Here is a 24,959-nt window from a genome sequence, read left to right as displayed (position 1 = left end):
GTGGGGGACGCGCAGTGTGGGGGACGCGCAGTGTGGGGGACGCGCAGTGTGGGGGACGCGCAGTGTGGGGGACGCGCAGTGTGGGGGACGCGCAGTGTGGGGGACGCGCAGTGTGGGGGACGAGCGGTGTTAGGAGGAGGGGTTGTGGGGGCGAGCCGGTGAACGTCGACCCTGGCCGAGTCCGACGGGTGGGGCTACGACCGAGCCGAGCCCGGGGCGAAGGGAGGGACGCCTGAGACGCTCACGACCTCATCGCCCAACGCGAGGCGTTCGAGCTCGGTCCGTGTGGCACAGATCTGCAACGCAACGCGTGCCGCAATCGGTTTCAGGGCTTCACGGGGTCGTTGCGCTGCAGATTTGTGTCACTCGCGATCAAGAGCCCGGTCCCACGACATCTCTCCACGGTCGAGCGATCGAGGTGATCGCCGCGCACCAGCGTCGAACCTTCGTGCCGCTTCGATTTCTCCTGCGACCGAAAGGGTGACGGCCCGCGGAGGTGACCGGCCCGGATACGTTGTCGGCATGGCGACGCAGCTGGTGTTGATCAACGGGTATCCCGGCGCCGGGAAGAGCACGCTCGCCCGGGAGCTCGCGCCCGAGATCGGTGCCACCTGGCTGAGCAAGGACCGGATCAAGGAGGCGCTGGCGGATGCCGTGGGGGTCGACACCCTGCCCACCCGGCGGCTCGGGGCCGTGACCGGCGAGACCATCTGGCTGCTGGCGGCCGAGGTCGCGGGCCTGGTGCTGGTCGAGACGGTCGCCAACCCGACCCGGGACCGCGGGCACTTCGAGCGCGGCTTGGAGATCGCCGGAGTCGACCAGTTCGTCGAGGTCTGGTGCGACGTGCCCGCCGACCTCGCCTGGGAGCGCTATCTGGCCCGAGCCCGGCACCGGGTGCACCCGCAGGGGCCCGAGTCCAGGGACGGCTGGTGGGAGTTGGCCGAGCAGATGGAGCCGATGGGGCTGGGCCCGCTGATCCGGGTCGATACGACGGGCCCGGTCTCGGTGGCGGCGGTCGCCGACGAGCTTCGCACCGTGCTGGATACCGGGATCGACTCTCTGCAAGGCAACCGGGCGGATGCGTCGAGGATCGGCTGATCCTGCGCAAGGCCCAGGGATCCCCCATCGGCGCTGCTTCGTTGTCACCGGCCGCGGTTAGTCTGGCCCGATGGATCAGCCCCTGCTGCGGCTGGTGGACGCGGTCACGGTGCCGGTGCCGGACCTCGATGCGGGCCTGGCCTGCTACGTCGACCGGCTGGGCCACGAACTCCTCTGGCGCAACGACGAGCTCGGCCAGGCCGGGCTGCGCTGTCCGGGCTCGGAGACGGAGCTGGTGCTGAGCACCGGGCTGTCCTATGCACCCAACTGGCTGGTCGAGTCCGCCGACGCGGCGGCCGAGCTGATCATCGCCGCCGGCGGCCGGATGGTCAGCGAGCCGGCGGACATCCCGGTCGGCCGGGTCGCCGTGGTCGCGGACCCGTTCGGCAACGAGTTGATCTTGGTCGACCTGAGCAAGGGCCGCTACCGGACCGATGAGGCAGGACGGGTGACCGGCGTCGACCCGGGTCAGGCGTAGTCGGTGCCGAGCCGCGCCGCGACCTCGGCGACGAGCTCCTTCACCCGGCCGGCCTCGGCGAGCGGGCAGACCAGCGTGATCTCCGGGGTCTGGACGACGACCGTCCCGGACATGCCGACCATCGCGATCAGCCGCCCGTCGCCACTCTTGTTGATCACCAGGTTGTCCTTGGACTGGTGCAGCACGCTGGGGCCCTCGGTGGCGTTGCCGCCGTCGTCGTGCGGCAGCAGTTCGGCCAGGGCGGCGAAGCCGCCGATGTCCTGCCAGTCGATCGGCAGGCCGACCGCGAGCACGTGGCCGGTGGCGCGGCCCTGCGACACCGGTTCCATGATCGCGTAGTCGACGCTGATCTTGGTCAGCTTCGGATAGAGATCGGACAGCCGGTCCGGGTGCGCGGCCAGCTCGCGTACCTGCGCATGGGTGTCCGGCAGCAGCTGCCGGAGTTGATCAAGGAAGGTCTGGGCCCGCCAGACGAACATGCCCGAGTTCCACCAGTAGCGGCCGGACGCGAGATAGCCCTCCGCGGTCTCCCGGTCCGGCTTCTCGACGAAGGCCTCGACCCGGCACACCCCCGCCTGCCCGGAGACCTCCGACCCCCGCTCGAGATAGCCGAGCCCGGTGTGCGGCGAGGTCGGCACCACGCCGAAGGTGACCAGCGCCGCCGGGTCCGCCTCGGCCGCCGCGAAGCCGTCCCGCAGGGCGTCCGCGAAGCGGTCGACGGGCGAGATCAGATGGTCGGAGCTGAGCACGGTCATCACCGCGTCCGGGTCCCGTTCGGCGAGGATCGCGGCCGGCCAGGCGATCGCGTTCAGCGAGTCCCGGCCCTCCGGTTCGCCGAGCAGGTTGGCCGGGTCCAGCTCGGGCAGGTCGGCGGCGACCAGGTCCGTGTGCGCGGCTCCGGTGCAGACCAGGATCCGGTCGTCCGGCACCACTCCGGCCAGCCGCTCGTACGCCAGCCGCAGGGTGCTCTTGCCGTCGACGAGGGGCAGCAGTTGTTTCGGCATCCCCTTGCGCGACAGCGGCCACAGCCGCGTTCCGGATCCGCCGGCCATGATCACCGCGTAACGCATCGGGACAGCCTAGCCACCCAATCCGGACCACTTGTATCGAAATTGCAGAGTCATAATATGGGATTGCTATTCACATGACAGGGATAAGGCCTGATTCTTGAAGGGTGACGAGGAGGTCATCATGAGGTTTCGTACTTTCGCCACGGCGGCACTGATCCTGGTCCTGGCCGTCGCATCCGGCACGATCGCCACCCCGCGGCCCGCCGCCGCGGCACCCACCGGTTATCAACTCCGCTGGTCGGACGAGTTCGACGGGACCACCGTGGACACGGCGAAGTGGAGTTACCGGACCGATTCCCCGTGGCAGGCCTGGAGCCAGCAGCGGGCCGAGAACGTCGCGGTCGGCGGCGGAGCGATGACGATCACGCTGTGCCCGGCGAACCGTGCCGGATCGGCCTGCGACAAACCCGTCGACGCCGGCGACCGCTTCACCGGTGGCGGCTTGATCAGCAAGGCCCGGCTGCGGTACGGCTACTACGAGACCCGCGCGCGGACGAACGTCGGCAGCGGCTGGCACTCCGCGTTCTGGGCCGCGCAGGCCGGCGGCACCGGAGCCCGGACCGAGATCGACGGGTTCGAGATCGACTCGCACGTGCCGTCGGAGATCTCGCACAACATCATCGGCTGGGATCAGGGCGTCCGGCTCAGCAGCGGATTCCGGGATGACCTCGGCTTCGACACGTCGGCGGCCTGGCACGTCTATGGGTTCGAGTGGACCGAGGCCGGCGTACGGATCTACGTGGACGGCGTGCTCTACGACAAGTGGCTGCCGAGCTACCCACAGAGCGAGTACGCGCACGACTATCTGAACCTCTGGCTCAGCACGATCGCCGTCGATCTCAACAACAGCCCCGGTGTCGACGTGTCCGCGCTGCCGGGCAAGGTCCAGTTCGACTACGCCAGGTACTACCAGCGGGACGCCTACGGCGACAACGACGACCCGGCCGGCGGCTACGCCGAGACCGGCACCGGCTGGGCTGCCTCCTCGCTGCCGTCGTTCGCCCGCCAGACCAACCGGTACAACTGCGCGTCCGCGGCCACCGCGCGGTGGACCGTCACGCCGCCGGTGTCCGGAAACTACCGGGCGTACTTCCACCGGGTCGGCGCCGACGGTGGCCAGCCCGACGCGCCGGTGGCCCTCCGCGACGGCGGTACGACCCTCGCCGCGACCTCCGTCGACCTCAGCGTCGCGGGCAACGCGTGGCTGCCGATCGGCGGCAGCGTGGCCCTGACCGGCGGCCACGCCTACACGATCGGCATCGACCGGACCGGCTCCGGCTGCATCCGTGCCGACGCGGTCAAGCTCGTCCGCCAGTGATCAACCCCGCTCTCCGTACCGTGGAAGGTTGCCCCATGATCAGCAGTGCCCGCCGGACCCGTCCGACCATGATCGTCACCACCTTGATCATCGCCGCGATGATCATGGTCGCCACCCTGCTCGCCGTACCGACGGAAACGGCCAGAGCCCAACCAGGGAAGGCCACGGCACCGTTACCGGGCTACCGGCTCGCCTGGTCCGACGAGTTCGAGGGCAGCACGCTCGAGACCGACGACTGGTACTACCGGGAGAGCGAGAAGGCGATCTGCTCGAACTCCCCCGACAACGTCTCGGTGTCCGACGGCTCGCTCAAGATCGCGTTGAAGCGCGAGGCGCGGAACGGGATGGACTACACCTGCGGCGGAGTGATCAGCAAGCTCGGCTTCGGGTACGGCTACTACGAGACCCGGGCCGAGCTCTGGGGCGAGCAGGGCTTCCACTCCGCGCTCTGGACCACCGGCCTGTCCGACGCGATGCCGGACACGCCGGACTACAAGGGCCCGAACAACCGGGTCAACGAGATCGACGGGTTCGAGATCGACTCGCACGCCCCGACCCGGATCCAGCACCACTCGCACTGGTTCACGCCCAGCCACGTCGGCAACCAGGGCGGCATCTACGAGGGGCCGGACAGCTCCGACGGCTACCACACGTACGGCTTCGAGTGGCTGCCGAACGAGATCCGGTTCTACGTCGACGGGGTGCTGGCCCGGACCCAGCCGTACGCCGGGCCGCACGGGCTGCAGAGCATCTGGCTGACCACGCTCGGCTACACCGCGCCGGTGGACGAGTCCGACCTGCCGGGCGTCACCAGCTGGGAATACTTCCGCTACTTCGCGCCGACCGACGACGGCAACGGTTCCACCCCGGACAGCGTGTACGTCGACAACGGCGACTCCGGCTACGCCGAGACCGGCGGCTGGGCGACCACCGACGAGGCGTTCGGCTTCCAGGACCGGCAGACCCGGCGGGCCGCCGATCCGTCGGCGACCGCGGCCTGGACGCCGAAGCTGCGGGCGGCCGGGACCTACGAGGTGTCGGTGTGGAACCCGAGCTTCCTCAAGACCGGCCACACGGCCGCCCGGTACACGATCGAGCACGCCGGCGGCCGTACCGAGGCCGTCGTCAACCAGGTCACCGCGGGCCAGCGCTGGGTCAGTCTCGGCGCGTACGCGTTCACGCCGGACGCCGGGCAGGGCGTCAAGGTCGCCGGTGACCCGTCCGGGCAGGGCACGCTCCGCGCCGACGCGGTCCGCTTCACCCCGACGGTCGTGGTGGACGACGCCGGGCCCGGCTACACCGAGACCGGCAGCTGGGCCGGCTCCGCGACGCTGACCGGCTGGCGCGGCACCGCCACCCGGTACGCCAGCGCCTCCAGCGCGACCGCCCGGTGGACCCCGGAGCTGGCCCAGGGCGGCCGGTACGCCGTCTACGCCTGGACGCCGGGGCACCCGGAGAACACGACCGGCGCCCGGTTCACCGTCAACCACGCCGGCGGCCGTGCCGTGGTGGAGTCCGACGGCGTCACCGACCGCTGGACCAGCCTCGGCACGTACGAGTTCGGGGCCGGCACGGCGGGCTGGGTCGAGCTCGGCAAGGACACCGGCGTCACCGGCCTGCTCCGGGCCGACGCGGTCAAGTTCGTCCCCGTACCGGCCGGTGACGTCCGCCCGCCGACCCGGGTCCACGGAACGGTCGCGAGCACCCCGTCGACCGGCGACGCGGCGGTGACCTGGACCTGGCGAGAGGGCGTCGGGCCGAAGCCGGCCGGCTATCACGTCTACCTGGACGGCCAGCGCGTCACCTGGCAGCCGATCCGGCGGGAGTCGTTCCGGCTGCACGGGTTCCGGCCCGGCCAGCGGCATCAGCTGACCGTGACCGCGGTCGACAGCGCCGGCCGCGAGTCGGCGCCCGCCACCGAGGCGTACGTACGGACGCCCGCCGACACGGTCGCGCCCGCGGCGCCGACCGGGCTGACCGGTGAGGCGGCGAACGAGAGCGCGATCCTCTACTGGACGCAGAACACGGAGGTCGATCTGCTCGGCTACCACGTCTATGCCGACGGCCGCCGGGTCACCGACGAGCCGGTCGGGCATCCGGCCGATCCGGACTTCACCCGGCTCGGCTTCAAGATCGACAACCTCGCCAACGGCACCGACCATCAGCTGGAGGTGCGCGCCGTCGACCTCAGCGGCCACGAGTCCGCCGCGGCCACGGTCAGCGTGCGGCCGCTGCCGATGACGATCATCGGCGTGACCGACGAGGGCTACACCGAGCAGGGCACCTGGACGGCGTCCAGCGTGGCCGGCTGGCTCCGTTCGAAGACCAGGACGTCCAACGTCGCGACGGCGACCGCCGAGTGGCGGCCGACGCTCGAGGCGGGGACCTACGAGGTGTACGCCTGGGTGCCGCGGGTCGCCGGCAACAGCACGCCGGCGGCCCGGTTCACCGTCACGCACGCCGACGGGACGACCGCGCTGGAGTTCGACCAGACGGCCGGCAGCGGCGGCTGGGAGCGCCTCGGCCGGTTCGACTTCGCCGCCGGCACGGACGGCTTCGTCAGCATCGCCAACGCGGCCGGCCGGAGCTACCTGCGCACCAACACCGTGAAGTTCATTCCGGTCACCTGATCATGACCGGACTCAACGGGCGGACCGGACTCAACGGGCGTCCGGGCGCTCCCGGACCTGGTCGTACCACTGGGCACCAGCGGTCGGAAGACCCAGCCAGACCCGCCGCCCGTTGGCGCCGCGCCGCGCGATCCAGCGGCGCGGCGGGGTGGTCTCCTTCGCCTCGTCCAGGCTGGCGTAGCTGCCCAGGTCGGTGCCGGAGGGCGTGTCGGTGTCTTCGCTGGTCCGCTCGTACAGATGAAACCTCATCTCCGAACCGTACGGCCTCCGGGCCGGAACGGCATCACTCGCGCCGCGGCCGTGGTCAGGGACGGGGCTGCAGCGAGACCGGAACCGGCTCCGAGGTCCGTACGGCGGCGACGCCGGCCTCGCACACCGCGGCGGCCGCATAGCCGTCCCAGGCGCCCGGGCCGTCGATCCCGCCGGTCCGGGCGGCGTCCACGAACCGCTGCAGCTCCGTCGTGTACGCCGTCGCGAACCGCTCGATGAAGGTCGGCGCGATCGCCTCCGACCGGGCCACCCCGGCGGCGGACCGCTCGGTCGCGATCAGGCCGCGGTCCAGTCCGACCAGGGCGCTGCCGGCGGAGCCGACCAGCTCGGTCCGGACCTGGTAGCCGGCGCCGGACCGGGCGAAGATCTCCACCGTCGCGACCTTGCCGCCCTCGGTGGTCAGCAGGACCAGCATCGGGTCCGACTGGCCGTCCGGGGTGCCGGGCGTCGGCGTCGGCTTGATCACCTGGACCGTCGCGATCTCCTCGCCGAACAGGAACCGGACCACGTCGACCTCGTGCACCACCGAATCGGTGATCATCATCGACGAGTCGAACTCGGGCCGCGCGGCCGGATTGCGGTGCACGCAGTGCAGCAGCAGCGGCACGCCGACCCGGCCGGATTCGATCATGGTCCGCAGCTGGGCGTACTCGGTGTCGAAGCGGCGCATGAAGCCGACCTGGATCAGCGGGTTCGGCAGCGCTGCCTCCCGCTGCACGATCCGGTACGCGGACTCGGCGTCCGTGGTCAGCGGCTTCTCGGCGAGCACCGGGATCCCCCGGTCGAGGCAGGCCGCGACCTGCTCGGCGTGGAACCGGCCCGGGCTGGCGATCACCACCGCGTCCACGTCGTCGGCCTCGATCGCGGCCCGCGGGTCGGGCTCGACCCGGGCACCCGGGATCTGACCGGCGATCAGCGCGGCCTGGTCGGCCCGGGCGTCGTTGATCACGCTGACCCGGGCCCCCCGGACCACCCGGCTCAGCCGGTCCGCGTGGAAGGCGCCCATCATGCCGACGCCGAGCACCGCGAGGCGCAACTCCCCTTGCTGGTCAGACATCCTGCTGGACGCCGATCTCGACCGGGGCGCCGCTGCAGCTGCGCAGATAGGTGTGGGTGCGCCGCGCGATCGGCAACGGGACGTCGGGATCGCACGGATAGAGGTCCTGCTCGACGATCGCGTACAGGTCACGGCCGAGCTCGGCCACGGCGTCCAGGATCGGGCCCATCGGCGGCAGGCCCTGCGGCGGTTCGATCATGACGCCGCGCTTGACCGCCTCCGGGAACGACAGGTCCTCCGCCTCCACCGCCGCGACCACGTCGGGATCGACCTGCTTCAGGTGCAGGTAGCCGATCCGGTCCGGGAACTTCTTGATCAACTCCAGGTTGTCGCCGCCGTAGTAGGAGACGTGACCGGTGTCCAGGCAAAGGTTCACCCAGCGCGGATCGGTCGACTCGAGCAGCCGCTCGATGTCCGGCTGGTAGCCGACATGGCTGTCCGCGTGCGGATGGAACTGCAGCCGCAGCCCGTACTCGTCGTCGATCCGGCGGCCCAGCTCGTCCAGCTGCGAGGTCATCGCCTGCCACTGGTCGGCGGTCAGCTCGCGGTTCTCCAGCGGCTGGCCGGTCTTGTGATCACGCCACGGGTCGGGGATCACCACCAGGTGCTCGCCGCCGACCGCCTTGGTCAGGGCGGCCACATCGGAGACCTGCTTCCAGACGTCGTCCCAGCTGTCCGGCCGGTGCAGGTGCTCGAACACCGTGCCGGCCGAGACCTTCAGCCCGTGCCGGTCGAGTTGATCGCGGAGCTCGGCCGGGTCGCTCGGCAGATAGCCGTACGGCCCGAGCTCGATCCATTCGTAGCCGGCGGCCGCGACCTCGGTGAAGAACCGCTCCGCCGGGGTCTGCTCCGGGTCATCGGCGAACCAGACGCCCCACGAATCCGGCGCCGAGCCGATGATGATCTTCGACGACACTCTTCCCCTCCTGACGTTCTACTGAGTCGGCCGCAGATAGGGCCGCTGGTTCCCCTTCTCCTTCTGGTACACGTCGTACGCGGCCGCGGTGCTGTCCAGGGCGGACACCTCGCTGACCGGTACGTCCCACCAGGAGTCCGAGTCCGGCGCGCCGAGCAGCGGGTCGGTCTCGACGTGGATCACTGTGCTGGACGATGATCGTTGCGCGGTCCGGATCGCGTTGATCAACTCGTCCCGATCGGTGGCCTTGATCACCGGCACGCCGAGGCTGGCGGCGTTCGCGGCAAGATCGACACCGAGTAGGTCGCCGTCCAGCCGGCCGGAGGCGGTCCGCTGCCGGTACCGGGTGCCGAACCGCTGCGAGCCGACCGACTCCGACAGCGCCCCGATCGAGGCGAAGCCGTGGTTCTGCACCAAGATCACGATCAGCTTGAGGTTCTCCTGGACCGCGGTGACCAGCTCGCCCGGCATCATCAGATAGGACCCGTCGCCGATCATGACGAACACGTCCCGGTCCGGGCAGGCCATCCGGACGCCGATGCCGCCCGGGATCTCGTAGCCCATGCAGGAGTAGCCGTACTCGACGTGGTAGCCCTTCGGGTCCCGGGTCCGCCACAGCTTGTGCAGTTCGCCGGGCATCGAGCCGGCCGCGCAGACCAGCACGTCGCGCGGTGCCGACAACTCGTTGACCAGGCCGATCACGGCGCTCTGGTGGAACCGGCCGCCCTCCCCCGGACCCGCGTCGTAGGCGGCGGAGACGGTCTCCTCCCACGCGGCGGCGAGGTCGGTGACCGAGCTCGCGTACGCCTCCGGAACGCGGTAGCCGGACAGCCGGGACGTCAACGCCAGCAGGGATTCCCGGGCGTCGCCGATCACGTCCAGGCCGGCGTGCTTGATCGCGTCCAGCGGCGCGACGTTGAGATTGACGAACCTCACGTCCGGGTTCGCGAAGGCGGTCCGGCTGGCGGTGGTGAAGTCGGAGTAGCGGGTGCCGATGCCGATCACCACGTCGGCGTCCCGGACGAGCGCGTTGGCCGCCGTGGTGCCGGTGGCGCCGATCGCACCCAAGCTCTGCGGGTGGTCGAAGACCAGACTTCCCTTGCCTGCTTGGGTTTGCCCGGCCGGGATCCCGGTCGCCGCGCAGAACTCGGCGAGCGCCTCGGTCGCGCCGGAGTAGATCACGCCGCCGCCGGCGACGATCACCGGCCGCTCGGCCGCCGCGATGATCTTGGCCGCGGCCTCGATCCGGGCCGACTCGGGAGCCGGCCGGCGCAGGTGCCAGACCCGCCGCTCGAACAGCTCGTCCGGCCAGTCGTGCGCCTCGGCCTGCACGTCCTGCGGCAGGCACAGCGTGACGGCGCCGGTCTCGACCGGGTCGGTCAGCACCCGCATCGCGTTCAGCAGGGCCGACGGCAGTTGTTCCGGCCGCCAGATCCGGTCGAAGTACTTCGACACCGGGCGGAAGGCGTCGTTGACGCTGACGTCGCCCGACCCGGGCTGCTCGAGTTCCTGCAGCAGCGGCGACGCGGCCCTGGTCGCAAAGGAGTCGGCCGGCAGCAACAGCACCGGCAGCCGGTTGATCGTGGCCAGCGCGGCGCCGGTGATCATGTTCGTGGCACCCGGGCCGATGCTGGTGGTGACCGCCCAGGCCTGCCGACGGTTCTTCATCCGCGCGTACGCCACCGCGCTGTGCACCATGGCCTGTTCGTTCCGGCCCAGCACGTACGGCAGCAGCGACGGGTCGGTCAGCTCGGACTCCAGCAGCGCCTGGCCGAGCCCGGCCACGTTGCCGTGGCCGAAGATGCCGAAGCAGCCGGCGATCAGGCGTTCCTCGACCCCGTCGTCCTCCAGGTACTGCGCGGCCAGAAACCGGACCAAGGCCTGGGCCACGGTCAAGCGCGTTGTCGAGTCAAGGGGGGCGACCCCCTTGAGATCCCCCGACCGCTCCGCGAACGGACCAGCACTGCTCTCTTGGTCCATGATCATTCCCTCCCTGCGTTGGGATCCCCGCCGTCGAGCAGGGTGTCGATCTCGGCCGCCGTCGGCATCGCCGTCGAACACTCCAGCCGGGACGCGACGATCGCCCCGGCGGCATTGGCCCGCTGCAACACCCGCTCCAGCGGCCAGCCGGCCAGCAGCCCGTGGGCGAGTGAGCCGCCGAAGCCATCGCCGGCCCCGAGCCCGTTCAGCGGCGTGATCATGATCGGCGGCGAGACGACCCGTTCGGTCCGGGTCTTGGCCAGCACCCCGCGCGGCCCCTGCTTGACGATCGCCAGCTCGACGCCGGCGTCCAGCAGCGCATCGGCGGCGGCGTCCGGGTCGGACTCGCCGACCGCGACCTCGCACTCCTCCGCGTTGCCGACGGCCACGGTCAGCGACGGCAGTGCCTTGGCGATCTGTTCCCGGGCAGCTTCCGGCGAGTCCCAGAACATCGGCCGGTAGTCCAGGTCGAGCACGGTGATCGGCCGGCGCTCGCGGGCCTCGAGGACGGCAAAGTGCGCGTCCCGGCTGGGCTGCTCACTGAGCCCGGTCACCGACAGCCACATGACGCCCGCGGCCCGTACCGCGTCAAGATCGAGATCGTCCGGCCGGACCTGCAGGTCGGGTGCCGTCGGCCGCCGGTAGAACCAGAGCGGGAAGTCGTCCGGCGGGAAGATCTCGCAGAACGTCACCGGCGTCGGATACTCCGCGTTGGTGACCACGTGCCGGTCGTCCACCCCGAGCCGGCGCAGCTCCTGCCGGACGTAGCGCCCGAACGGGTCGTCGCCGACCCCGGTGATGATCGCCGACTCCCGGCCCAGCCGGGCCGCGGCCACCGCGACGTTGGCCGTGGTCCCGCCGAGGAATTTGCCGAAGGTCCGGACCTCTTCCAGCCCGACCCCGATCTGGTGCGGGTAGATGTCGACCCCGCTCCGGCCGAAGGTGAGCACCTCGTCCACCGAACGCTTCAACGAACTCTCCTCACGGCGTGACGGGGCGGCGCGGTCCGACGCTATGCAGCGCGGATCAGCGTGTCAACGCTTTTGTCCTGACATTTCGGACGGCGGCGTACGGAGCCCGACGATGAACCCGGCGCCCCAGCACAGATGCATCACCGCGAGCACCAGCGGCAGCCGGGCCCGGGCGGCCGGATCGAGCGTCTTCGGCGCGGCCAGCGCACCGCCGATCACCAGCAGCAGGTAGCCGATCGGCGCCAGGAAGCCGAGCTTCAGCCAGCCGGCCGGCGTGATCAGGCCGAGCAGCCCGAGCAGGCTGCCGCCGGCGATCCCGGCCACCGCGGTCGGCGGCGCGAGATAGCGGCGGGACGCCGTCTCCGGGTAGCGCCGGCACACCTCGCGGCGCCACTTGCCGGTGTCGTAGAACTGCCGGGCCAGGGCGGCCAGGCTGGACCGCGGCCGGTAGGTCACCTTGAGCTCGGGCGAGAACCAGATGGCCCGGCCGCTCTTGCGCAGCCGGTAGTTCAGTTCCCAGTCCTGGGCCCGGTGCATCGACTCGTCGAACCCCCCGACGGCCAGCAGGTCGGCCTTCTGGAACACGCCGAGATAGACGGTGTCGGCGGGGCCCTCCGGCGAGTTCTCCAGGTGGAAGGTCGAGCCGCCGAGGCCGAGCGGGCTGTTGTAGCCGTACGCGACCGCCCGCTCGAACGGCGTCTCGCCGACGGCGTCCATCACGCCGCCGACGTTCGCCGCTCCGGTCCGGCGGAGCACCTCGACCGCGCGGGCGATGTAGTGGTCGGTCAGTTCGCCGTGGCCGTCCACCCGGACCACGATCTCGTACTGTGCGGCGGCGATGCCGACGTTGAGGGCGGCGGGCGTCTTGCCGGCCGGGTTGTCCACGACCCGTACGCGATCGTCGGCCGCGGCCAGCTCGGCCGCGATCTCCGCGGTCCGGTCCTGGCTCGGCGCGACCGACAGGATCACCTCGAGCTCACCGGAGTAGACCTGCTGCAGCACCCGTCCGACCGAGGCAGCCAGGTAGCGCTCCTCGTTGAGTACGGGCATCACGACGCTGACCCCGGGATGATCTTGGTCCACGGTTTCCGGGGACGGCATGGCTGAAGTCACCCGCCCATTCTGCCCAAAGTTCGCGGGCCGGCCGAACGGACGTGCCGGAGGTCAGTTGGTCGAGCAGATCTCGCCAAGATCATCGGTGGCCGGCTTCGGCTTCTTGCTGTCGCTGTCGTTGTCCGACTTCTGCTCGGACTTCTTGGTCGGCGACGGCTTCGGCCGGTCCGGCACGACGGGCGGCGGCGGGGTCCGCTGATCCTTGGGCAGGTCCGCGTTCTCCGCGACGGCGATCTTGTTCGCGACCGTACCCCGGATCACGCCGAAGTCAGGATTGCCGGAGTGGATCAGCGGCGGGACGAAGGCGACGCTGGCGACCTTCTGTTCCTTCGTCTTCAGGGCCAGGCCGAGCAGCTTGTCGATCTCGGAAGCGGGCACGTCCGACTCGACGATCTCCTCACCCGCCTTGGCGATCTCGTTGAACTTCGACAGGACGGTCAGCGGCTCCAGCTGGTTCAGCATCGCGTTCATCACACACTTCTGCCGGGCCATCCGCTCGTAGTCCGACGACCCTTCGCGGGACCGGGCGAACCAGAGCGCGTGGTAGCCGTCCATCTTGACGTTGTCGCCGGGCTCGATCCAGCCGAAGATCCGGGACGAGCCGCCGCCGATCGGCACCCGCTTGTTCACGTCCAGGGTGATCCCGCCGACCGCGTCGATCAGCGCCTCGAAGCCCTTCAGGTCGACCATCGCGTAGTAGTTGATCTTCAGCCCGGTGGCACCCTCGACCGCCTCCTTGGTGGCCTGGACGCCGGGATCCTTGACGCCCGGGTAGAGCTCCTTGTTGTCGCTCGCGTACGTGTAGACGGCGTTCAGCATGCAGGAGTGGTCCGGGCAACCGAAGCCGTTCGGGAACTTCTCCCTCATCGGCGAGCCCTCCGGGAACGGTACGTCCTCGAGGTTGCGCGGCAGGCTGAACAGGACGGTGCGCCCGGTCTCGGCGTCGATGCTCGCCACGGTCAGGCTGTCCGGCCGGAGCCCGGTCCGGTTCTTGCCGGCGTCGCCGCCGAGCAGCAGTACGTTGATCCGGCCGGCCTGCGCCTCGGTCCGGCCGCCGCCGGCGAAGACGCCCGCGATCAGCGTCCGCTGGGACGACACGATCCCCGCGGTGGCGAACAGCGCACCGCAGATCAGCACCACCAGCACCAGGTGCGCGATCGCGAAGCCGAGCCGATGGCGCCGGGCCAGGTCCGGCGGCCGGGACAGCCGCCAGGCGTCCAGCAGCAGCAGCGACCAGCCGAGGCCGACGACGATCAGCAACACCTGCACGACCCGGAGTACCGGGTCGGCCGTGAAGAGGGTGATCGCCACGCCGCGGGCGAACACGGCCAGCAGCACCGCGATCGCGATCAGGCCCCACAGCACGGCCCAGGCCCGGAGGGCGAACCGGCCGACCCGCTTGTTCCCGGCGGCGAGTTGGGCCGAGCCGGGGAGCACCAGGGTCATGCCGAGGTAGGTCAGTCCGCGGCGGAGTTTGATCCGGTCACCGGCGCGCTCCACCGCGTCCGGCGAGGGCCCGGATTCGTGGCGTCTGAACGGGGAAGTATCCGACACCTGTCTTCCTTTCTGCCTGGTCAGCCCGCATTGGCAGATCGCCGTTCAGTATTCGTTCCTGTCGGCTCGAACGCACGCAGGCGCGCCGATCCGGACCCCTGAAATCGACGGGTACGCTTTCGAGTTATGCCGCCTAGCCAAGACGACTTCAACTGGCTGTACGGCCGCGACCGCAAGCCTGAATCCGAGCCGGAACAGACCCGTGCGCTGTCGCCGGCCGATCAGTCGACGGACCCCGGGCTGACGCCGGCGCAGCCGTACCAGGCGCCCGCGCAGCCCCCGCCGGGCCAGCCCTATCCGGCTCGGCCCGTGCAGCCGGCCCCGCCGCCCGGCGGTGGCCCAGGCGGTCCTGGTCGTCCCGGCGGCCCGGGTCGTCCCGGTGGACCCGGCGGCCCGGGGGCGCGGCCGAAGAAGCGGCGGACCGGCCGGATCGTGGCCCTGGTGGTCATCGCGGTCGTGGTGCTGTTGATCGGCGGGCTGATCGCCGGCCCGATCTATGCCTGGAACCGGATCGACCGGGTGGACAACGAGCCCGGCGGGGAGCGGCCGCCGGAGCAGCCCGGCACCGCCCTGCTGCTGGTCGGCTCCGACTCCCGGGAGGGTCTGACCCCGGAGGAGCAGAAGCGGCTCGGCACCGGCGACACGGCCGGGAAGCGGACCGACACGATCATGATCCTGTACACGCCGCCGGTCGGCCGCCCCGCACTGATCTCGGTGCCGCGGGACTCGTTCGTCGAGGTGCCCGGCAAGAGTCAGAAGCACAAGATCAACTCGGCCTACGCCTGGGGCGGCGCGAAGCTGCTGGAGCAGACCGTGGAGCAGAACACGGGGCTGCGGATCGACGGCTACCTCGAGGTCGGCTTCGGCGGCTTCGTCAACGTGATCGACTCCGTCGGCGGCATCGAGATGTGCGTCCCCAAGGACCTCAAGGACAAGAAGAGCAAGCTCAACGTGAAGAAGGGCTGCCAGCCGTTCGACGGTGCCACGGCGCTGGCGTACGTCCGGATGCGTTACAAGGATCCGCGCGGCGACCTCGGCCGGATGGATCGGCAGCGCGAGATGATCAGCGCCGTCGCCGAGAAGGCCGCCTCGCCGGTCACCGTGATCAACCCGGTCCGCTACTGGTCCCTGCTCACCGCGAGCTCCGACGCCGTCACCCTCGGCCAGGACACCACCTTCGGTGAACTCTTCGGCGCCGCGATGGCCATGCGCTCCCTCACCGGCAGCGGCGGCGGCATCACCCTCACCGTCCCGATCTCCGACCCGAACGCCTCCACCTCCGCCGGCTCGGCCATGATCTGGGACGAGGACAAGTCCAAGGCCCTGTTCTCCGACCTGGCCAAGGGCGACACCAGCAACCTCGAGAAGTACGCCAACAAGGAATAACCACCGAACGCCGACCGGGCACAAGAGCAGCCGTATTCGCGGCGTGTCGCAGCCGAGGTGACCGGTCGATCCGACCACGGTGGGGCAGCCGTCCTTGCGCAATCCCGGGCCGGCAGGCACGCTCCTGCTCATGCCGCCGATCATCCTTGACCTTCCGGTACGCCGAGCGCCGATCACGGGAGGGCCGATCGCGTGACGCCCGACTGGCTGACGGCGCGGCTGGACTGGCTCGGAGTGCCGCCCGCCGAGGCCGAGGAACTCGTCGCCACCTTCCCCACCGACCCGGCCCACCGCCGCGAGATCGTCCGGGCGGGTGAGGCGATCGGCGCCTCGATCGGTGATCATGATCACCACCCGACGGTGCCCGAGACCCCGGCCGACTGGGGTGCCGCGGCCCGCTACTTCGTCGCCTACGCGTGCCTCTCCGTGATCGAGGAGGTGATCCGCGATCATCGTGATCATGGAGTGCCGGACGCGATCTCGGCCCATTCACTGAACGCGCTGAGCCTCAACCTGGAGCGGCACCGCCGGATCTTCGGCACCGGCGGGCTGGACGGTCCCGCCTGGGTGATCGACGTCTGGCGCGGGCTGATCTTCCGGCTCGGCCGGCTCGACTACCGCCGCGAGCCGGTCGGCCCGGTGGCCGGCGCGGCCGCCGGTCACCCGGCCGACGAGCCCGGGCTCAGCGTCCACATCCCCATCGGCGGGCCGCTCGATCCGGCCGAGTGCGACGCGTCATTGGCCCGGACCGCCGCCTTCTTCCGCCGGCACTTCCCCGACGAGTATCCGCGGGACCGCCCGATCATCGGCCACTGCCGGTCCTGGCTGCTCGACCCGCAGCTCGCGGACCGGCTGCCCGCCGAGTCCAACATCGTCCGGTTCGGCCGCCGGTTCATGATCACCGACGACGCGGATCCGGGCGACCGCCAGACCGTACGGTGGGTCTTCGAGACGCCCGAGCCCGGCGAGCTCGCGGCGCTGCGCCCGCGGACCCGGCTCGAGCATGCGGTCCTTGATCACCTCACCGAGGGCGGTCACTGGCGGATCCAGTTCGGCTGGCTCGTCCTTCCCTGACTCAGCCCAGCTGCTGCGCGAGGACGGCGAGCTGGGTCCGGTTCTGGCAGTCCAGCTTGGTCATCAGCCGGGACACGTGGCCCTTGACGGTGCTCTCGGCCAGATAGAGGGTGCGGGCGATCGCGGCGTTGGAGGCGCCGTCGCCGATCAGCCGGAGCACCTCGCGTTCCCGGTCACCAAGATCATCGAGCAGCGGCGACGCGACTGGCTTTGGGCCGCCGGCCAGCGCGACCAGCCGCCGGGTCGCCTCCGGGGAGAGCACGTCGGTGCCGGAGGCGGCGGCGCGCAGCGACTCGACGATCGCCGCCACCGGCGCGGTCTTGATCGTGTAGCCGCGGGCCCCGGCGGCGAGCCCGCCGAGCAGCGCCTCGTCGGTGTCCAGCGCGGTCATCAAGATCACCGCGGGCGGCGAGTCCAGGCCGACCAGCTCCCGGGTGGCCGCGATCCCGTCGACCCCGGGCATCCGGACGTCCATCAGCACCACGTCGGGACGGGTCCGGATCACCAGGTCGACCGCCTCGGCGCCGTCGGCCGCCACGCCCGCGACCTCGACCCCGTCGGCCCGGCCGAGCGCGTCACTCAGGTAGTCGCGGACGTACGGGTCGTCGTCGGCGATGATCACCGTCACCCCGGTCATCCGGACACCGCCGCCGTCGCGGCCGCGGGCAGGTCGACCCGGACCGCGTACCCGCCATCGGGTTCGGGGCCGCCGTTCAGAGTGCCGTCGAGCAGCTGGCAGCGGCTGTCCAGGCCGCGCAGCCCGGTGCCCGAACCGGACCGGTGCAACGCGGCGTCCGGGCCCGCCGGCGGAGCCGTGTTGATCACCGAGAGCTTGACCCGGCCCGCGGCGGCGCCGAGTTCGATCACGACCGCGGCACCGGCCGCGTGCTTGGCGGCGTTGGTCAGCGCCTCGCGCACGGCCCGGACGAGACAGCTCCGGACGGCGGAGTTGATCATGGTGTGGTCGTCACCGTCGAGCTCGGCCAGCGTCACCTGGCGCCCCAGATCCCGTTCCCCGGCGACGATTCCGGCCAGCTCCGCCCGGAGTTCGGCCACCGGGGTGGCGCCGTGATCGGTCGGGGTCGGCTCGGTCGGCCGGGCCTCCGTGAGGTAGTCGCGCAGTGCGGTCAGGGTCTCCGTCGCCGTCCGTTCGATCTCGGTCAGGCCGTCCCGGACCGGCGGCTCGGTGGTGGCGGCCAGCTGCCGGGAGCGCAGCACCACCCGGGTGATCCGGTGCGTGATCAGGTCGTGCAGGTCGGCCAGCAGCCGTTCCCGGTCGGCCGCGCGGCGTTCCTGCTCGAGCGAGGCGAGTCGGTCCCGACGGGCCTGGCCGAGCCGTCCCAGCAGCGCGAAGCAGAGGCCGCCGAGCACCGGTGCGATGCCGGCCAGCACCGTGGTCGGCGACGGCTCGGCGTTGCCGATCGTGACCAGGCACCACAGCGGCAGCGGGGCCAGCCCCAAGATCAACTCCAGCCGGCTCCGCGACTCTCCGATCACCCGGTTGCTCGCGATCGTCGCCGCAAACGGGATCCAGACGATCAACTGGTGGTCGTACACGACCTGCCAGCCGGTCGGCAGCCAGGACGCCGCGACGGTGACCACGAGCAGGGCCAGCGCGGCGAACGGCGGCCGCAGGTAGCCGAGCACCACGACCCCGGCCAGTTGCACCGCCAGGCCGACCGCGCCGGTCAGCGGGTCGAGTTGCGGGAAGATCAACATCGCCGTGACCGAGGAGAGCACGGTCAGCGCGGCGAGGCCGAGGGTGTAGACCCGCTTGATCATTCGTTCACACTAGGGAACGGCGCGGGCCGGGACAACCGTACGAAAGTAGGTTCAATCGGCCGGGAGGTAGGCCTCGCCGGCCAGCACCGGGACCACGGTGCTCGCCCCGGTCCGGGCCGCGATCGCCACATCGTCGGCGAATCCGGCCGCGGCGAGTTCGCGGCCGCTCGCGCAGTCGGCGAGCGCGGCCGGCAGCCGGTCCCGGACCGCCAGGTAGGCATCGGCTGCCGCTCTCGCCTCGGCGCCGAGCCCAGCGGCGCGGCAACCGTCCAGCACGGCACCGGCACCCCACAGGTCCTCGACGGCAGGCCGCAGGGTGTCGTCCGGCCAGCGCTCCCCTGCCGCGACGACGGCGAGGGTCGCCCCGTCGACCAGCCGCGGCGCCAGCCAGCGCCCGACCGCCGCAGCGTTGCGCAGGCAGGCGCCGATCACGGTCGCGCCCGAGTCGCGGAGGCGGAACGAGAGGGCGGACCCGTTGGGTGACGGCAGCACGATCCGCTCGATCCCGGACACCGAGGCCATCGCCGCCGGGGACAGGCTGACCGGGGCCCGGAGTTGATCTTGCTCGAGGCGTCCGACGGCGAGCACGGCCTCCCGTTCGGCGGCGTAGTCGACGGCACGCCCGTCCTTCCAGCGGTACGGATACACGGTGATCCCGCGTTCGACGGCGACGGTCAGCGTGGTGGTGAAGGACAGCACGTCGACGACCACGGCGTAGTCCGCGCCGGCGACGATCGCGTCCGCGCCGGCCGGACCCCAGTCGAACCGGATCCGCTGACCGGACTGGCGATGCGCGGGCAGAAGGTCCACCACACCACCCTAGGAGGACGTACGAAAGTCGCAGCATCACACCGACGAACGGAACATCGGCCGGGCCGTCCGGTGCTGTCGCCCGGCCGGGCCGCGACGACACGCTGGTGATCATGATCAACGTCACGAAACTCGGCAAGCGGTACGGGGAGCGGTGGGCGGTGCAGGACCTCGGCTTCACCGCGCCGGACGGCCAGGTGACCGGCTTCCTCGGACCCAACGGCGCCGGCAAGTCGACCACGCTGCGGATGGTGCTCGGGCTCACCCGGCCGACCACCGGACAGGCCACCATCGACGGCGCCCGGTTCGCCGACCTGGCCACCCCGGCCCGGACCGTCGGCGCCCTGCTCGACGCCACCACGCTGCCCGAGCACCTGACCGGCGAGCAGCAGCTGCGCTGGTTCGCCGCGGCGGCTTCGCTCGACCCGGCCCGGATCCCGGTGGTGCTGGACCTGGTCGGTCTCGCCGATCATGGCCGGCGGCGGATCGGCGCCTACTCGCTCGGTATGCGGCAGCGGCTCGGGCTGGCCTGCGCGCTGCTCGGCGACCCGGCGAACCTGGTCCTCGACGAACCGGTGAACGGACTCGACCCGGCCGGCGTGCGCTGGCTGCGCGAGCTGCTGGCCGGGCTTGCCGACGAGGGCCGAACGGTGATCGTCTCCAGCCATCTGCTGACCGAGGTGCAGCTGCTCGCCGACCGGGTGGTCGTGATCGGCCAGGGCCGGCTGCTGGCCGACCAGCCGCTGGCCGAACTGGTCGGCGGCTCGGCCACCGTCCGGGTCGGCTCGGCCGACAACGACCGGCTGGCCGAGGCCCTGCGCCCGTACGCGACGATCGGGCCCGACCGGCCGGACACCTTCGCAGTGACCGGGCTCGACCCCGCCGAGATCGGCCGGATCGCCCTCACCGAAGGGATTCCGCTGGTCGAGCTGTCCCGGACCGGCGGCCTCGAGGACGCCTTCCTCGCTCTGACCCACGAACACACCCTGACGGAGGCCGGCCGATGATCACCATCCTGCACGCCGAACTGATCAAGGTCCGGCACTCCCGGACGCTGCGCGCCGTGCTGGCGATCACCGTCGGGCTGTCGCTCGGGATCACGGCCCTCGTCACCGCGTTCGGCGGTGCCGACGTGCTGGCCGAGTACCAGGCCGTCGACGGCGGCGGGCGCTACGAGATCCTGTTCTTCGGCAGCACCTTCGGGGTCTGGGCCTACGCGTTCTTCGCGGCCGGATTCGCCGCCGCCGAGTTCCGCAACGGCATGATCAACTACACCTTCGCCGCGACCGCGAACCGGAACCGGGTGCTGCTGGCGAAGGCGATCCTGGTCGCCGCCGGCGGCCTGATCATCGGCATCGTCACGTCACTGATCAACTTCGCGGTGACCCAGGGGGTGCTGGTCGCGACCGGGCATCCGTCGCTGTCGCTCGGCGAGCCCGGCCTGCTCCGGGTGATCCTGGTGTTCATCCCGGCCCAGCTGGCGGTCTGGGGCGTGCTCGCCGTGTTCCTCGGCGGGGCGCTGCGGGTGACCACGCCCACCGTGTTGATCTTGCTGCTGGGCTCCCTGCTGCCGGTGCTGGTCGCCGAGTTCCTGCCCACCGCCTGGGGCGACACCGTGCCGCGCTGGATGCCCGGCGCCCTGATCGAGAGCCTGGCCGGGCTGTCCGTCCCCGGCTCGCCCGGTTACCTGCAGCTGCCGCTGGCGATTCCCGCCGTCGCGGTGTGGCTGATCGCCTTCGCCGTCGCCGGGTTGCACTGGTACCGCACCCGGGACGTCTGAGGATCAGCTGCCGGACTGCGGGTAACCCTGCGACGGCGGGGTCTGCGGCGGCTGCCCCTGCTGCCCCTGGTGCGGTTGCTGCGGCTGTTCGGGCGGCAGCGCGCGCTGGGGCTGGGCCGGTGCGGCGGGCGACGGCTGGGCCTGCGCCGGAGCCGGTCCGGACCCCTGCTGCTCGTAGCCCTGCTGCTGCTGGTCGTAGCCCTGCTGCTGGTCGTACGCCTGCTGCCCGTACCCCTGTTGCGGGTACGAGCTCGCGGCCGGCCGGGCCGGCGCCGGCGCGGCAACGGGGGCCGGTGCCGGGGCGGCCGCGGTCGGCTTCGGCCGGCTCTCCGGGCGGACCGCGATGATCAACGCGGAGAGCAGGACGACCATGGCCAGGTAACCCCTCGCGTCGTCCTCCGAGGAGTCGAACACGAAGAAGATGATCACGACGGCGCCGATGATGCAGAGAATTCCGGCGATGGACCGCAACGCCCTCACCCCCGGCAGCAGGTAGGCCGTCAGAGTCGCCAGCACACCCAGCAAACCCAGGCCGGCGGCCGCGATCTGCAGAATCGGCGCGTCGAACACAGTCATTCTCCCGTCATCCGTGGACGATGCCGAACCCTACCGGGCCGGACGGCCACCGGACTACTGGTTCAGCGCTACTGGTTCAGCCGCGAGATCCGCTCCCCGAGCAGCAGCGCCAGCACGCTGTCGACCACCTGGACCAGCGAACCGCCGCGCCCGTCGGAGTGATCATCGAGATAGTCGTCCACCGGACCCTCGACGGGATGGATCTTCTCCTCCAGCGGCAGCGGCACCGAAGAACAGATCGCCTCGTCGGTCGCCGAGCCGTTGATCAGGAAGTTGTTCACCACGCCGTCGACGCAGTAGTTGCCCTGGATCGCGTACTGGCCGTGGAACGGGCTGTCGTCCACCCGGACCACGTTGACGCCCGGCGCCTTGCGGACCGCCTGCATCGCCTGCTCGTACGAGGTCTGCGGATCGAACTCGCCCTGCACCACCAGGATGTCGTCGCGGACCTCGCGGGGCAGCGTCGGCAGCTCCTGCAGCGGCTCATCGGTCCACGGGCCGCACACCTCGCTCAGGCCGTATTGCCAACCACCGTAGGGATACCGCGGACCCTGACGATCACTGAGCCGCTGGTACCACTCGGTCGTCTCGGTCGGCTGATCACCGCAGGCGACCGCGAACCGGGTCAGCGGAGCCGGCAGGTAGTCGTCCTGGCCGAGGTTGTTCTTGATCACCAGGGCGCGGGTCAGCTTCGTCGCCGGCACCCCGAACCGGTCCCGCGACACCCGGTCGAGGATGGAGCGGTCCTCCTTCGACAGCGAGAGGCCGTCCAGCGCCTCCTCGTCGGCGGCCATCGCCCCGATCACGAGCAGGGTGAGCACCCAGCCGGTCTGGCTGCCGTTGCCGATGAACATGCCGTCGTAGCTGTTGCCGTCGATGCCGTACTCGGCGGCGACCTCGCGGCCCCGTTCCACCGCCGCCCGCGCCTCCGCGACTGTCTCGCCGAAGATCTCCGGCGCGATCCGGGTCGCCCAGGGCAGGAACACGTCGTCGATCTGGCGCTGCCCCATCCGCGGGAAGTCCTCGAAGTCCTCCATCAGCCGGCCCTGCCAGTCGACGTTGGAGTCGAGCACCATCCGGCCGGCGTGCTCGGGGAACATCGACGCGTACTTGGCGCCGAGCCAGCTGCCGTACGAGTAGCCGACGTAGTTGATCTTGTCGACGCCGAACAGGGAGCGCAGCAGGTCAAGATCGTGAGCGGTCTGCCAGGTGGTGATGTACGGGGTGACGGCCAGGCTCTGGCAGGCCTCGGCGATGGCGCGGGCCGTCTTCTGGTTCTCCGCGATCGACTCGGGGGAACGATCCCGGGCGTCCAGCGGCCCGTCCGGCAGCCGGCCGGCCGGGACCTCGCAGGTCAGCATGTCCTTCGGCAGTTCCTCGTAGGAGCCGAGCCGGCCGGTGCCGCGGGGATCCATCCCGACCAGGTCGTAACCGGCGTTCAGCTCCGGCTGCAGTTGCGCCAGCGCGGCCGGCAGGTCGGTGCCCTGGCCGCCGGGACCACCCGGGTTGGTCACGACGATGCCGAGGCTGCCGTCCTCACCGGTCGCGACGACCCGGCTGACCTGGACCTTCAGTTCGTCCCCGGATGCCGGGTCCGCCCAGTCGCGCGGCACGGTCATCAGCGCGCACTCGACCGGGACCTCGGCCTGGAAGCCGCACGCGCCCCAGTCGAGTTTCTGTTCCGTATAAGGGGAAAGGGTGGTCTGAGCCGTGGCCGGCGGTGCCAGGGTCGCGATCATCGAGAGCGTCGCGATTGTGGCCAGGCCCGCAGTCACACCGGTCTTCCAGCGAGGCATATCCCTGCTTTCGTGTCGGAGTCGCCGCCGACACTATCGATCACGGCACGCCACCGGCGATGGGCAACGCCGGGGCCGCCTTGATCAATTCAGGACTTGAGCAACTGCCGCGCCATCACGATCCGCTGCACCTGGTTGGTGCCCTCGTAGATCTGGGTGATCTTGGCGTCGCGCATCATCCGCTCGACCGGATAGTCCTTGGTGTAGCCGTACCCGCCGAGCAGCTGCACCGCGTCGGTGGTGATCTCCATCGCAGCGTCGGAGGCGAAGCACTTCGCCGCGGCCCCGAAGTAGGTCAGGTCGGGATCGTCGCGCTGCGACTTCGCGGCCGCCGCGTAGGTCAGTTGCCGCGCCGCCTCCAGCTTCATCCCCATGTCGGCGATCATGAACTGGATGCCCTGGAAGTCCGCGATCGCCTTGCCGAACTGGGATCGCTCCTTCACGTACGACGCGGCGAAGTCCAGCGCTCCCTGGGCGATCCCGATCGCCTGCGCGGCGATGGTGACCCGGGTGTGATCAAGGGTGCGCATCGCGGTGGCGAAGCCGGTGCCCGGCTCGCCGATCATGCGGCTGGCCGGGACCCGTACCTGATCAAGGTAGACCTCGCAGGTCGGCGAACCCTTGATGCCGAGCTTCTTCTCCGGCGCCCCGAAGGACACTCCCTGATCGCCCTTCTCGATCACGAACGCGCTGATGCCGCGGCTGCGTGCCTCGGGATCGGTGACCGCGAACACGGTGTAGTACTCGGAGACCCCGGCGTTGGTGATCCACCGCTTCACGCCGTTCAGCACGTAATGATCACCGTCGGCGACCGCCCGGGTCTTCATCGCCGCCGCGTCCGAACCGGCCTCCGGCTCGGAGAGACAGTAGGAGAACATCGCCGCGCCCGACGCCACCGGCGGCAGGTACGCCTGCTTCAGCTCGTCGCTGCCGGACAACAGGATCGGCATCGTGCCCAGCTTGTTGACGGCCGGGATCAGCGAGGAGGACGCGCAGGCGCGGGCCACCTCCTCGATCACGATGGCCGTCGCCAGCGCGTCCGCACCGACCCCGCCGTAGGACTCCGGCACGTGCGGGGCGTGGAAGTCGGAGGCCCGCAACGCGTCGTAGGCGGCCTGCGGGAACGTCGCCGTCTCGTCCACCTCGGCCGCGTTCGGAGCGACCTTGGCGTCACACACCTCGCGTACCGCCGCCCGGAACGCCTCGTGTTCCTCGGTCGGCGTGTAGATCTCACTGAAGTCGGTCACCCTGGACACAGTAATCGGCCGATGAGTTTCGGGCGTATCGCGAGTCGATCACC

At 70.9% G+C, this 24,959-nt stretch carries 22 protein-coding genes; 8 read left to right on the top strand and 14 right to left on the bottom strand.

Going from position 1 to position 24,959, the window contains the following annotated elements:
• Positions 1-522 precede the first annotated feature (522 nt).
• Together ACFQU4_RS31195 and ACFQU4_RS31190 are read left to right on the top strand one after the other, a co-directional pair.
• Positions 523-1,098, top strand: coding sequence for an AAA family ATPase (locus ACFQU4_RS31195; protein WP_377499694.1), 576 nt, complete (start codon positions 523-525; stop codon positions 1,096-1,098).
• A 70-nt stretch (positions 1,099-1,168) separates the two neighbouring features.
• On the top strand, positions 1,169-1,576 hold the full coding sequence (locus ACFQU4_RS31190) for a VOC family protein (RefSeq protein ID WP_377499692.1): 408 nt from the start codon (positions 1,169-1,171) through the stop codon (positions 1,574-1,576).
• Here ACFQU4_RS31190 and ACFQU4_RS31185 read toward each other — a convergent pair.
• A complete protein-coding gene (locus tag ACFQU4_RS31185) occupies positions 1,567-2,646 on the bottom strand; it encodes a mannose-1-phosphate guanylyltransferase (protein WP_377499690.1) in 1,080 nt (359 codons plus the stop codon). The genes ACFQU4_RS31190 and ACFQU4_RS31185 overlap by 10 nt on opposite strands.
• A gap of 121 nt (positions 2,647-2,767) precedes the next feature.
• Between ACFQU4_RS31185 and ACFQU4_RS31180 the strand changes: the two genes are divergently transcribed.
• On the top strand, positions 2,768-3,964 hold the full coding sequence (locus ACFQU4_RS31180; RefSeq protein ID WP_377499688.1) for a family 16 glycosylhydrolase: 1,197 nt from the start codon (positions 2,768-2,770) through the stop codon (positions 3,962-3,964).
• 35 nt (positions 3,965-3,999) lie between these two features.
• Positions 4,000-6,594, top strand: a complete 2,595-nt coding sequence (locus ACFQU4_RS31175) for a family 16 glycosylhydrolase (protein ID WP_377499686.1) — start codon at positions 4,000-4,002, stop codon at positions 6,592-6,594.
• A 30-nt stretch (positions 6,595-6,624) separates the two neighbouring features.
• On the opposite strand, the gene ACFQU4_RS31170 is transcribed toward ACFQU4_RS31175, so the two are convergent.
• The 7 genes from ACFQU4_RS31170 to ACFQU4_RS31140 form a co-directional block, all read right to left on the bottom strand.
• Positions 6,625-6,843, bottom strand: a complete 219-nt coding sequence (locus ACFQU4_RS31170) for a hypothetical protein (RefSeq protein WP_377499684.1) — start codon at positions 6,841-6,843, stop codon at positions 6,625-6,627.
• Between the two features lie 55 nt (positions 6,844-6,898).
• A complete protein-coding gene (locus ACFQU4_RS31165) occupies positions 6,899-7,921 on the bottom strand; it encodes a Gfo/Idh/MocA family protein (RefSeq protein WP_377499682.1) in 1,023 nt (340 codons plus the stop codon).
• Positions 7,914-8,837, bottom strand: a complete 924-nt coding sequence (locus ACFQU4_RS31160; protein WP_377499680.1) for a sugar phosphate isomerase/epimerase family protein — start codon at positions 8,835-8,837, stop codon at positions 7,914-7,916. Before ACFQU4_RS31160 ends, ACFQU4_RS31165 begins: the two co-directional genes overlap by 8 nt.
• 18 nt (positions 8,838-8,855) lie before the next feature.
• Positions 8,856-10,727: a 3D-(3,5/4)-trihydroxycyclohexane-1,2-dione acylhydrolase (decyclizing) gene (gene iolD / locus ACFQU4_RS31155; RefSeq protein ID WP_377499678.1), complete on the bottom strand. Its 1,872-nt coding sequence runs from the start codon at positions 10,725-10,727 to the stop codon at positions 8,856-8,858.
• A 92-nt stretch (positions 10,728-10,819) separates the two neighbouring features.
• On the bottom strand, positions 10,820-11,788 hold the full coding sequence (iolC, locus tag ACFQU4_RS31150; protein WP_377499676.1) for a 5-dehydro-2-deoxygluconokinase: 969 nt from the start codon (positions 11,786-11,788) through the stop codon (positions 10,820-10,822).
• A gap of 63 nt (positions 11,789-11,851) precedes the next feature.
• Entirely contained in the window at positions 11,852-12,889 is a 1,038-nt protein-coding gene (locus ACFQU4_RS31145; RefSeq protein ID WP_377499702.1) for a glycosyltransferase family 2 protein, read from the bottom strand.
• A gap of 63 nt (positions 12,890-12,952) precedes the next feature.
• Positions 12,953-14,455 (bottom strand): LCP family protein, encoded by a 1,503-nt coding sequence (locus ACFQU4_RS31140; protein WP_377499674.1) that lies wholly within the window; start codon positions 14,453-14,455, stop codon positions 12,953-12,955.
• Between the two features lie 126 nt (positions 14,456-14,581).
• Here ACFQU4_RS31140 and ACFQU4_RS31135 point away from each other — a divergent pair, with 126 nt between their 5' ends.
• On the top strand, positions 14,582-15,841 hold the full coding sequence (locus tag ACFQU4_RS31135; RefSeq protein ID WP_377499672.1) for an LCP family protein: 1,260 nt from the start codon (positions 14,582-14,584) through the stop codon (positions 15,839-15,841).
• A 192-nt stretch (positions 15,842-16,033) separates the two neighbouring features.
• Positions 16,034-16,915 (top strand): acyltransferase domain-containing protein, encoded by an 882-nt coding sequence (locus ACFQU4_RS31130; RefSeq protein WP_377499670.1) that lies wholly within the window; start codon positions 16,034-16,036, stop codon positions 16,913-16,915.
• A 1-nt stretch (position 16,916) separates the two neighbouring features.
• On the opposite strand, the gene ACFQU4_RS31125 is transcribed toward ACFQU4_RS31130, so the two are convergent.
• From ACFQU4_RS31125 to ACFQU4_RS31115, 3 genes are read right to left on the bottom strand one after another with little or no spacing between them, the layout of a single operon-like run.
• Complete coding sequence (locus ACFQU4_RS31125; protein ID WP_377499668.1) at positions 16,917-17,552, bottom strand: response regulator transcription factor; 636 nt, start codon at positions 17,550-17,552, stop codon at positions 16,917-16,919.
• On the bottom strand, positions 17,549-18,697 hold the full coding sequence (locus ACFQU4_RS31120; protein ID WP_377499666.1) for a sensor histidine kinase: 1,149 nt from the start codon (positions 18,695-18,697) through the stop codon (positions 17,549-17,551). Before ACFQU4_RS31120 ends, ACFQU4_RS31125 begins: the two co-directional genes overlap by 4 nt.
• A gap of 51 nt (positions 18,698-18,748) precedes the next feature.
• Positions 18,749-19,507, bottom strand: coding sequence for a 2-phosphosulfolactate phosphatase (locus tag ACFQU4_RS31115; RefSeq protein ID WP_377499664.1), 759 nt, complete (start codon positions 19,505-19,507; stop codon positions 18,749-18,751).
• 113 nt (positions 19,508-19,620) lie between these two features.
• Between ACFQU4_RS31115 and ACFQU4_RS31110 the strand changes: the two genes are divergently transcribed.
• A complete protein-coding gene (locus tag ACFQU4_RS31110; RefSeq protein WP_377499661.1) occupies positions 19,621-20,514 on the top strand; it encodes an ATP-binding cassette domain-containing protein in 894 nt (297 codons plus the stop codon).
• Entirely contained in the window at positions 20,511-21,287 is a 777-nt protein-coding gene (locus tag ACFQU4_RS31105) for a hypothetical protein (RefSeq protein WP_377499659.1), read from the top strand. Before ACFQU4_RS31110 ends, ACFQU4_RS31105 begins: the two co-directional genes overlap by 4 nt.
• Positions 21,288-21,290: 3 nt before the next feature.
• Here ACFQU4_RS31105 and ACFQU4_RS31100 read toward each other — a convergent pair whose 3' ends face one another.
• From ACFQU4_RS31100 to ACFQU4_RS31090, 3 genes are all read right to left on the bottom strand, one after another.
• Positions 21,291-21,863, bottom strand: coding sequence for a hypothetical protein (locus ACFQU4_RS31100; RefSeq protein ID WP_377499657.1), 573 nt, complete (start codon positions 21,861-21,863; stop codon positions 21,291-21,293).
• A 68-nt stretch (positions 21,864-21,931) separates the two neighbouring features.
• Positions 21,932-23,602 (bottom strand): alpha/beta fold hydrolase, encoded by a 1,671-nt coding sequence (locus ACFQU4_RS31095; RefSeq protein WP_377499655.1) that lies wholly within the window; start codon positions 23,600-23,602, stop codon positions 21,932-21,934.
• Positions 23,603-23,748: 146 nt separating this feature from the next.
• Positions 23,749-24,906: an acyl-CoA dehydrogenase family protein gene (locus ACFQU4_RS31090; protein WP_377499653.1), complete on the bottom strand. Its 1,158-nt coding sequence runs from the start codon at positions 24,904-24,906 to the stop codon at positions 23,749-23,751.
• Between the last annotated feature and the right edge of the window lie 53 nt (positions 24,907-24,959).

Source organism: Microlunatus sp. GCM10028923 (genome assembly GCF_042666975.1).
GTDB lineage: Bacteria > Actinomycetota > Actinomycetes > Propionibacteriales > Propionibacteriaceae > Microlunatus.
This window is presented reverse-complemented; position numbering and strand designations above follow the sequence as displayed.

What these genes read in the sequence shown, in the direction of transcription:
- ACFQU4_RS31095 (WP_377499655.1), bottom strand. Translation starts at nt 23,602, where the DNA reads ATGATCGCGACCCTGGCACCGCCGGCCACGGCTCAGACCACCCTTTCC.
- ACFQU4_RS31110 (WP_377499661.1), top strand. Translation starts at nt 19,621, where the DNA reads ATGATCAACGTCACGAAACTCGGCAAGCGGTACGGGGAGCGGTGGGCG.
- ACFQU4_RS31100 (WP_377499657.1), bottom strand. Translation starts at nt 21,863, where the DNA reads ATGACTGTGTTCGACGCGCCGATTCTGCAGATCGCGGCCGCCGGCCTG.
- ACFQU4_RS31175 (WP_377499686.1), top strand. Translation starts at nt 4,000, where the DNA reads ATGATCAGCAGTGCCCGCCGGACCCGTCCGACCATGATCGTCACCACC.
- ACFQU4_RS31105 (WP_377499659.1), top strand. Translation starts at nt 20,511, where the DNA reads ATGATCACCATCCTGCACGCCGAACTGATCAAGGTCCGGCACTCCCGG.
- ACFQU4_RS31180 (WP_377499688.1), top strand. Translation starts at nt 2,768, where the DNA reads ATGAGGTTTCGTACTTTCGCCACGGCGGCACTGATCCTGGTCCTGGCC.
- ACFQU4_RS31185 (WP_377499690.1), bottom strand. Translation starts at nt 2,646, where the DNA reads ATGCGTTACGCGGTGATCATGGCCGGCGGATCCGGAACGCGGCTGTGG.
- ACFQU4_RS31145 (WP_377499702.1), bottom strand. Translation starts at nt 12,889, where the DNA reads ATGCCGTCCCCGGAAACCGTGGACCAAGATCATCCCGGGGTCAGCGTC.
- ACFQU4_RS31135 (WP_377499672.1), top strand. Translation starts at nt 14,582, where the DNA reads ATGCCGCCTAGCCAAGACGACTTCAACTGGCTGTACGGCCGCGACCGC.
- ACFQU4_RS31125 (WP_377499668.1), bottom strand. Translation starts at nt 17,552, where the DNA reads ATGACCGGGGTGACGGTGATCATCGCCGACGACGACCCGTACGTCCGC.
- ACFQU4_RS31120 (WP_377499666.1), bottom strand. Translation starts at nt 18,697, where the DNA reads ATGATCAAGCGGGTCTACACCCTCGGCCTCGCCGCGCTGACCGTGCTC.
- ACFQU4_RS31170 (WP_377499684.1), bottom strand. Translation starts at nt 6,843, where the DNA reads ATGAGGTTTCATCTGTACGAGCGGACCAGCGAAGACACCGACACGCCC.
- ACFQU4_RS31195 (WP_377499694.1), top strand. Translation starts at nt 523, where the DNA reads ATGGCGACGCAGCTGGTGTTGATCAACGGGTATCCCGGCGCCGGGAAG.
- ACFQU4_RS31190 (WP_377499692.1), top strand. Translation starts at nt 1,169, where the DNA reads ATGGATCAGCCCCTGCTGCGGCTGGTGGACGCGGTCACGGTGCCGGTG.
- ACFQU4_RS31165 (WP_377499682.1), bottom strand. Translation starts at nt 7,921, where the DNA reads ATGTCTGACCAGCAAGGGGAGTTGCGCCTCGCGGTGCTCGGCGTCGGC.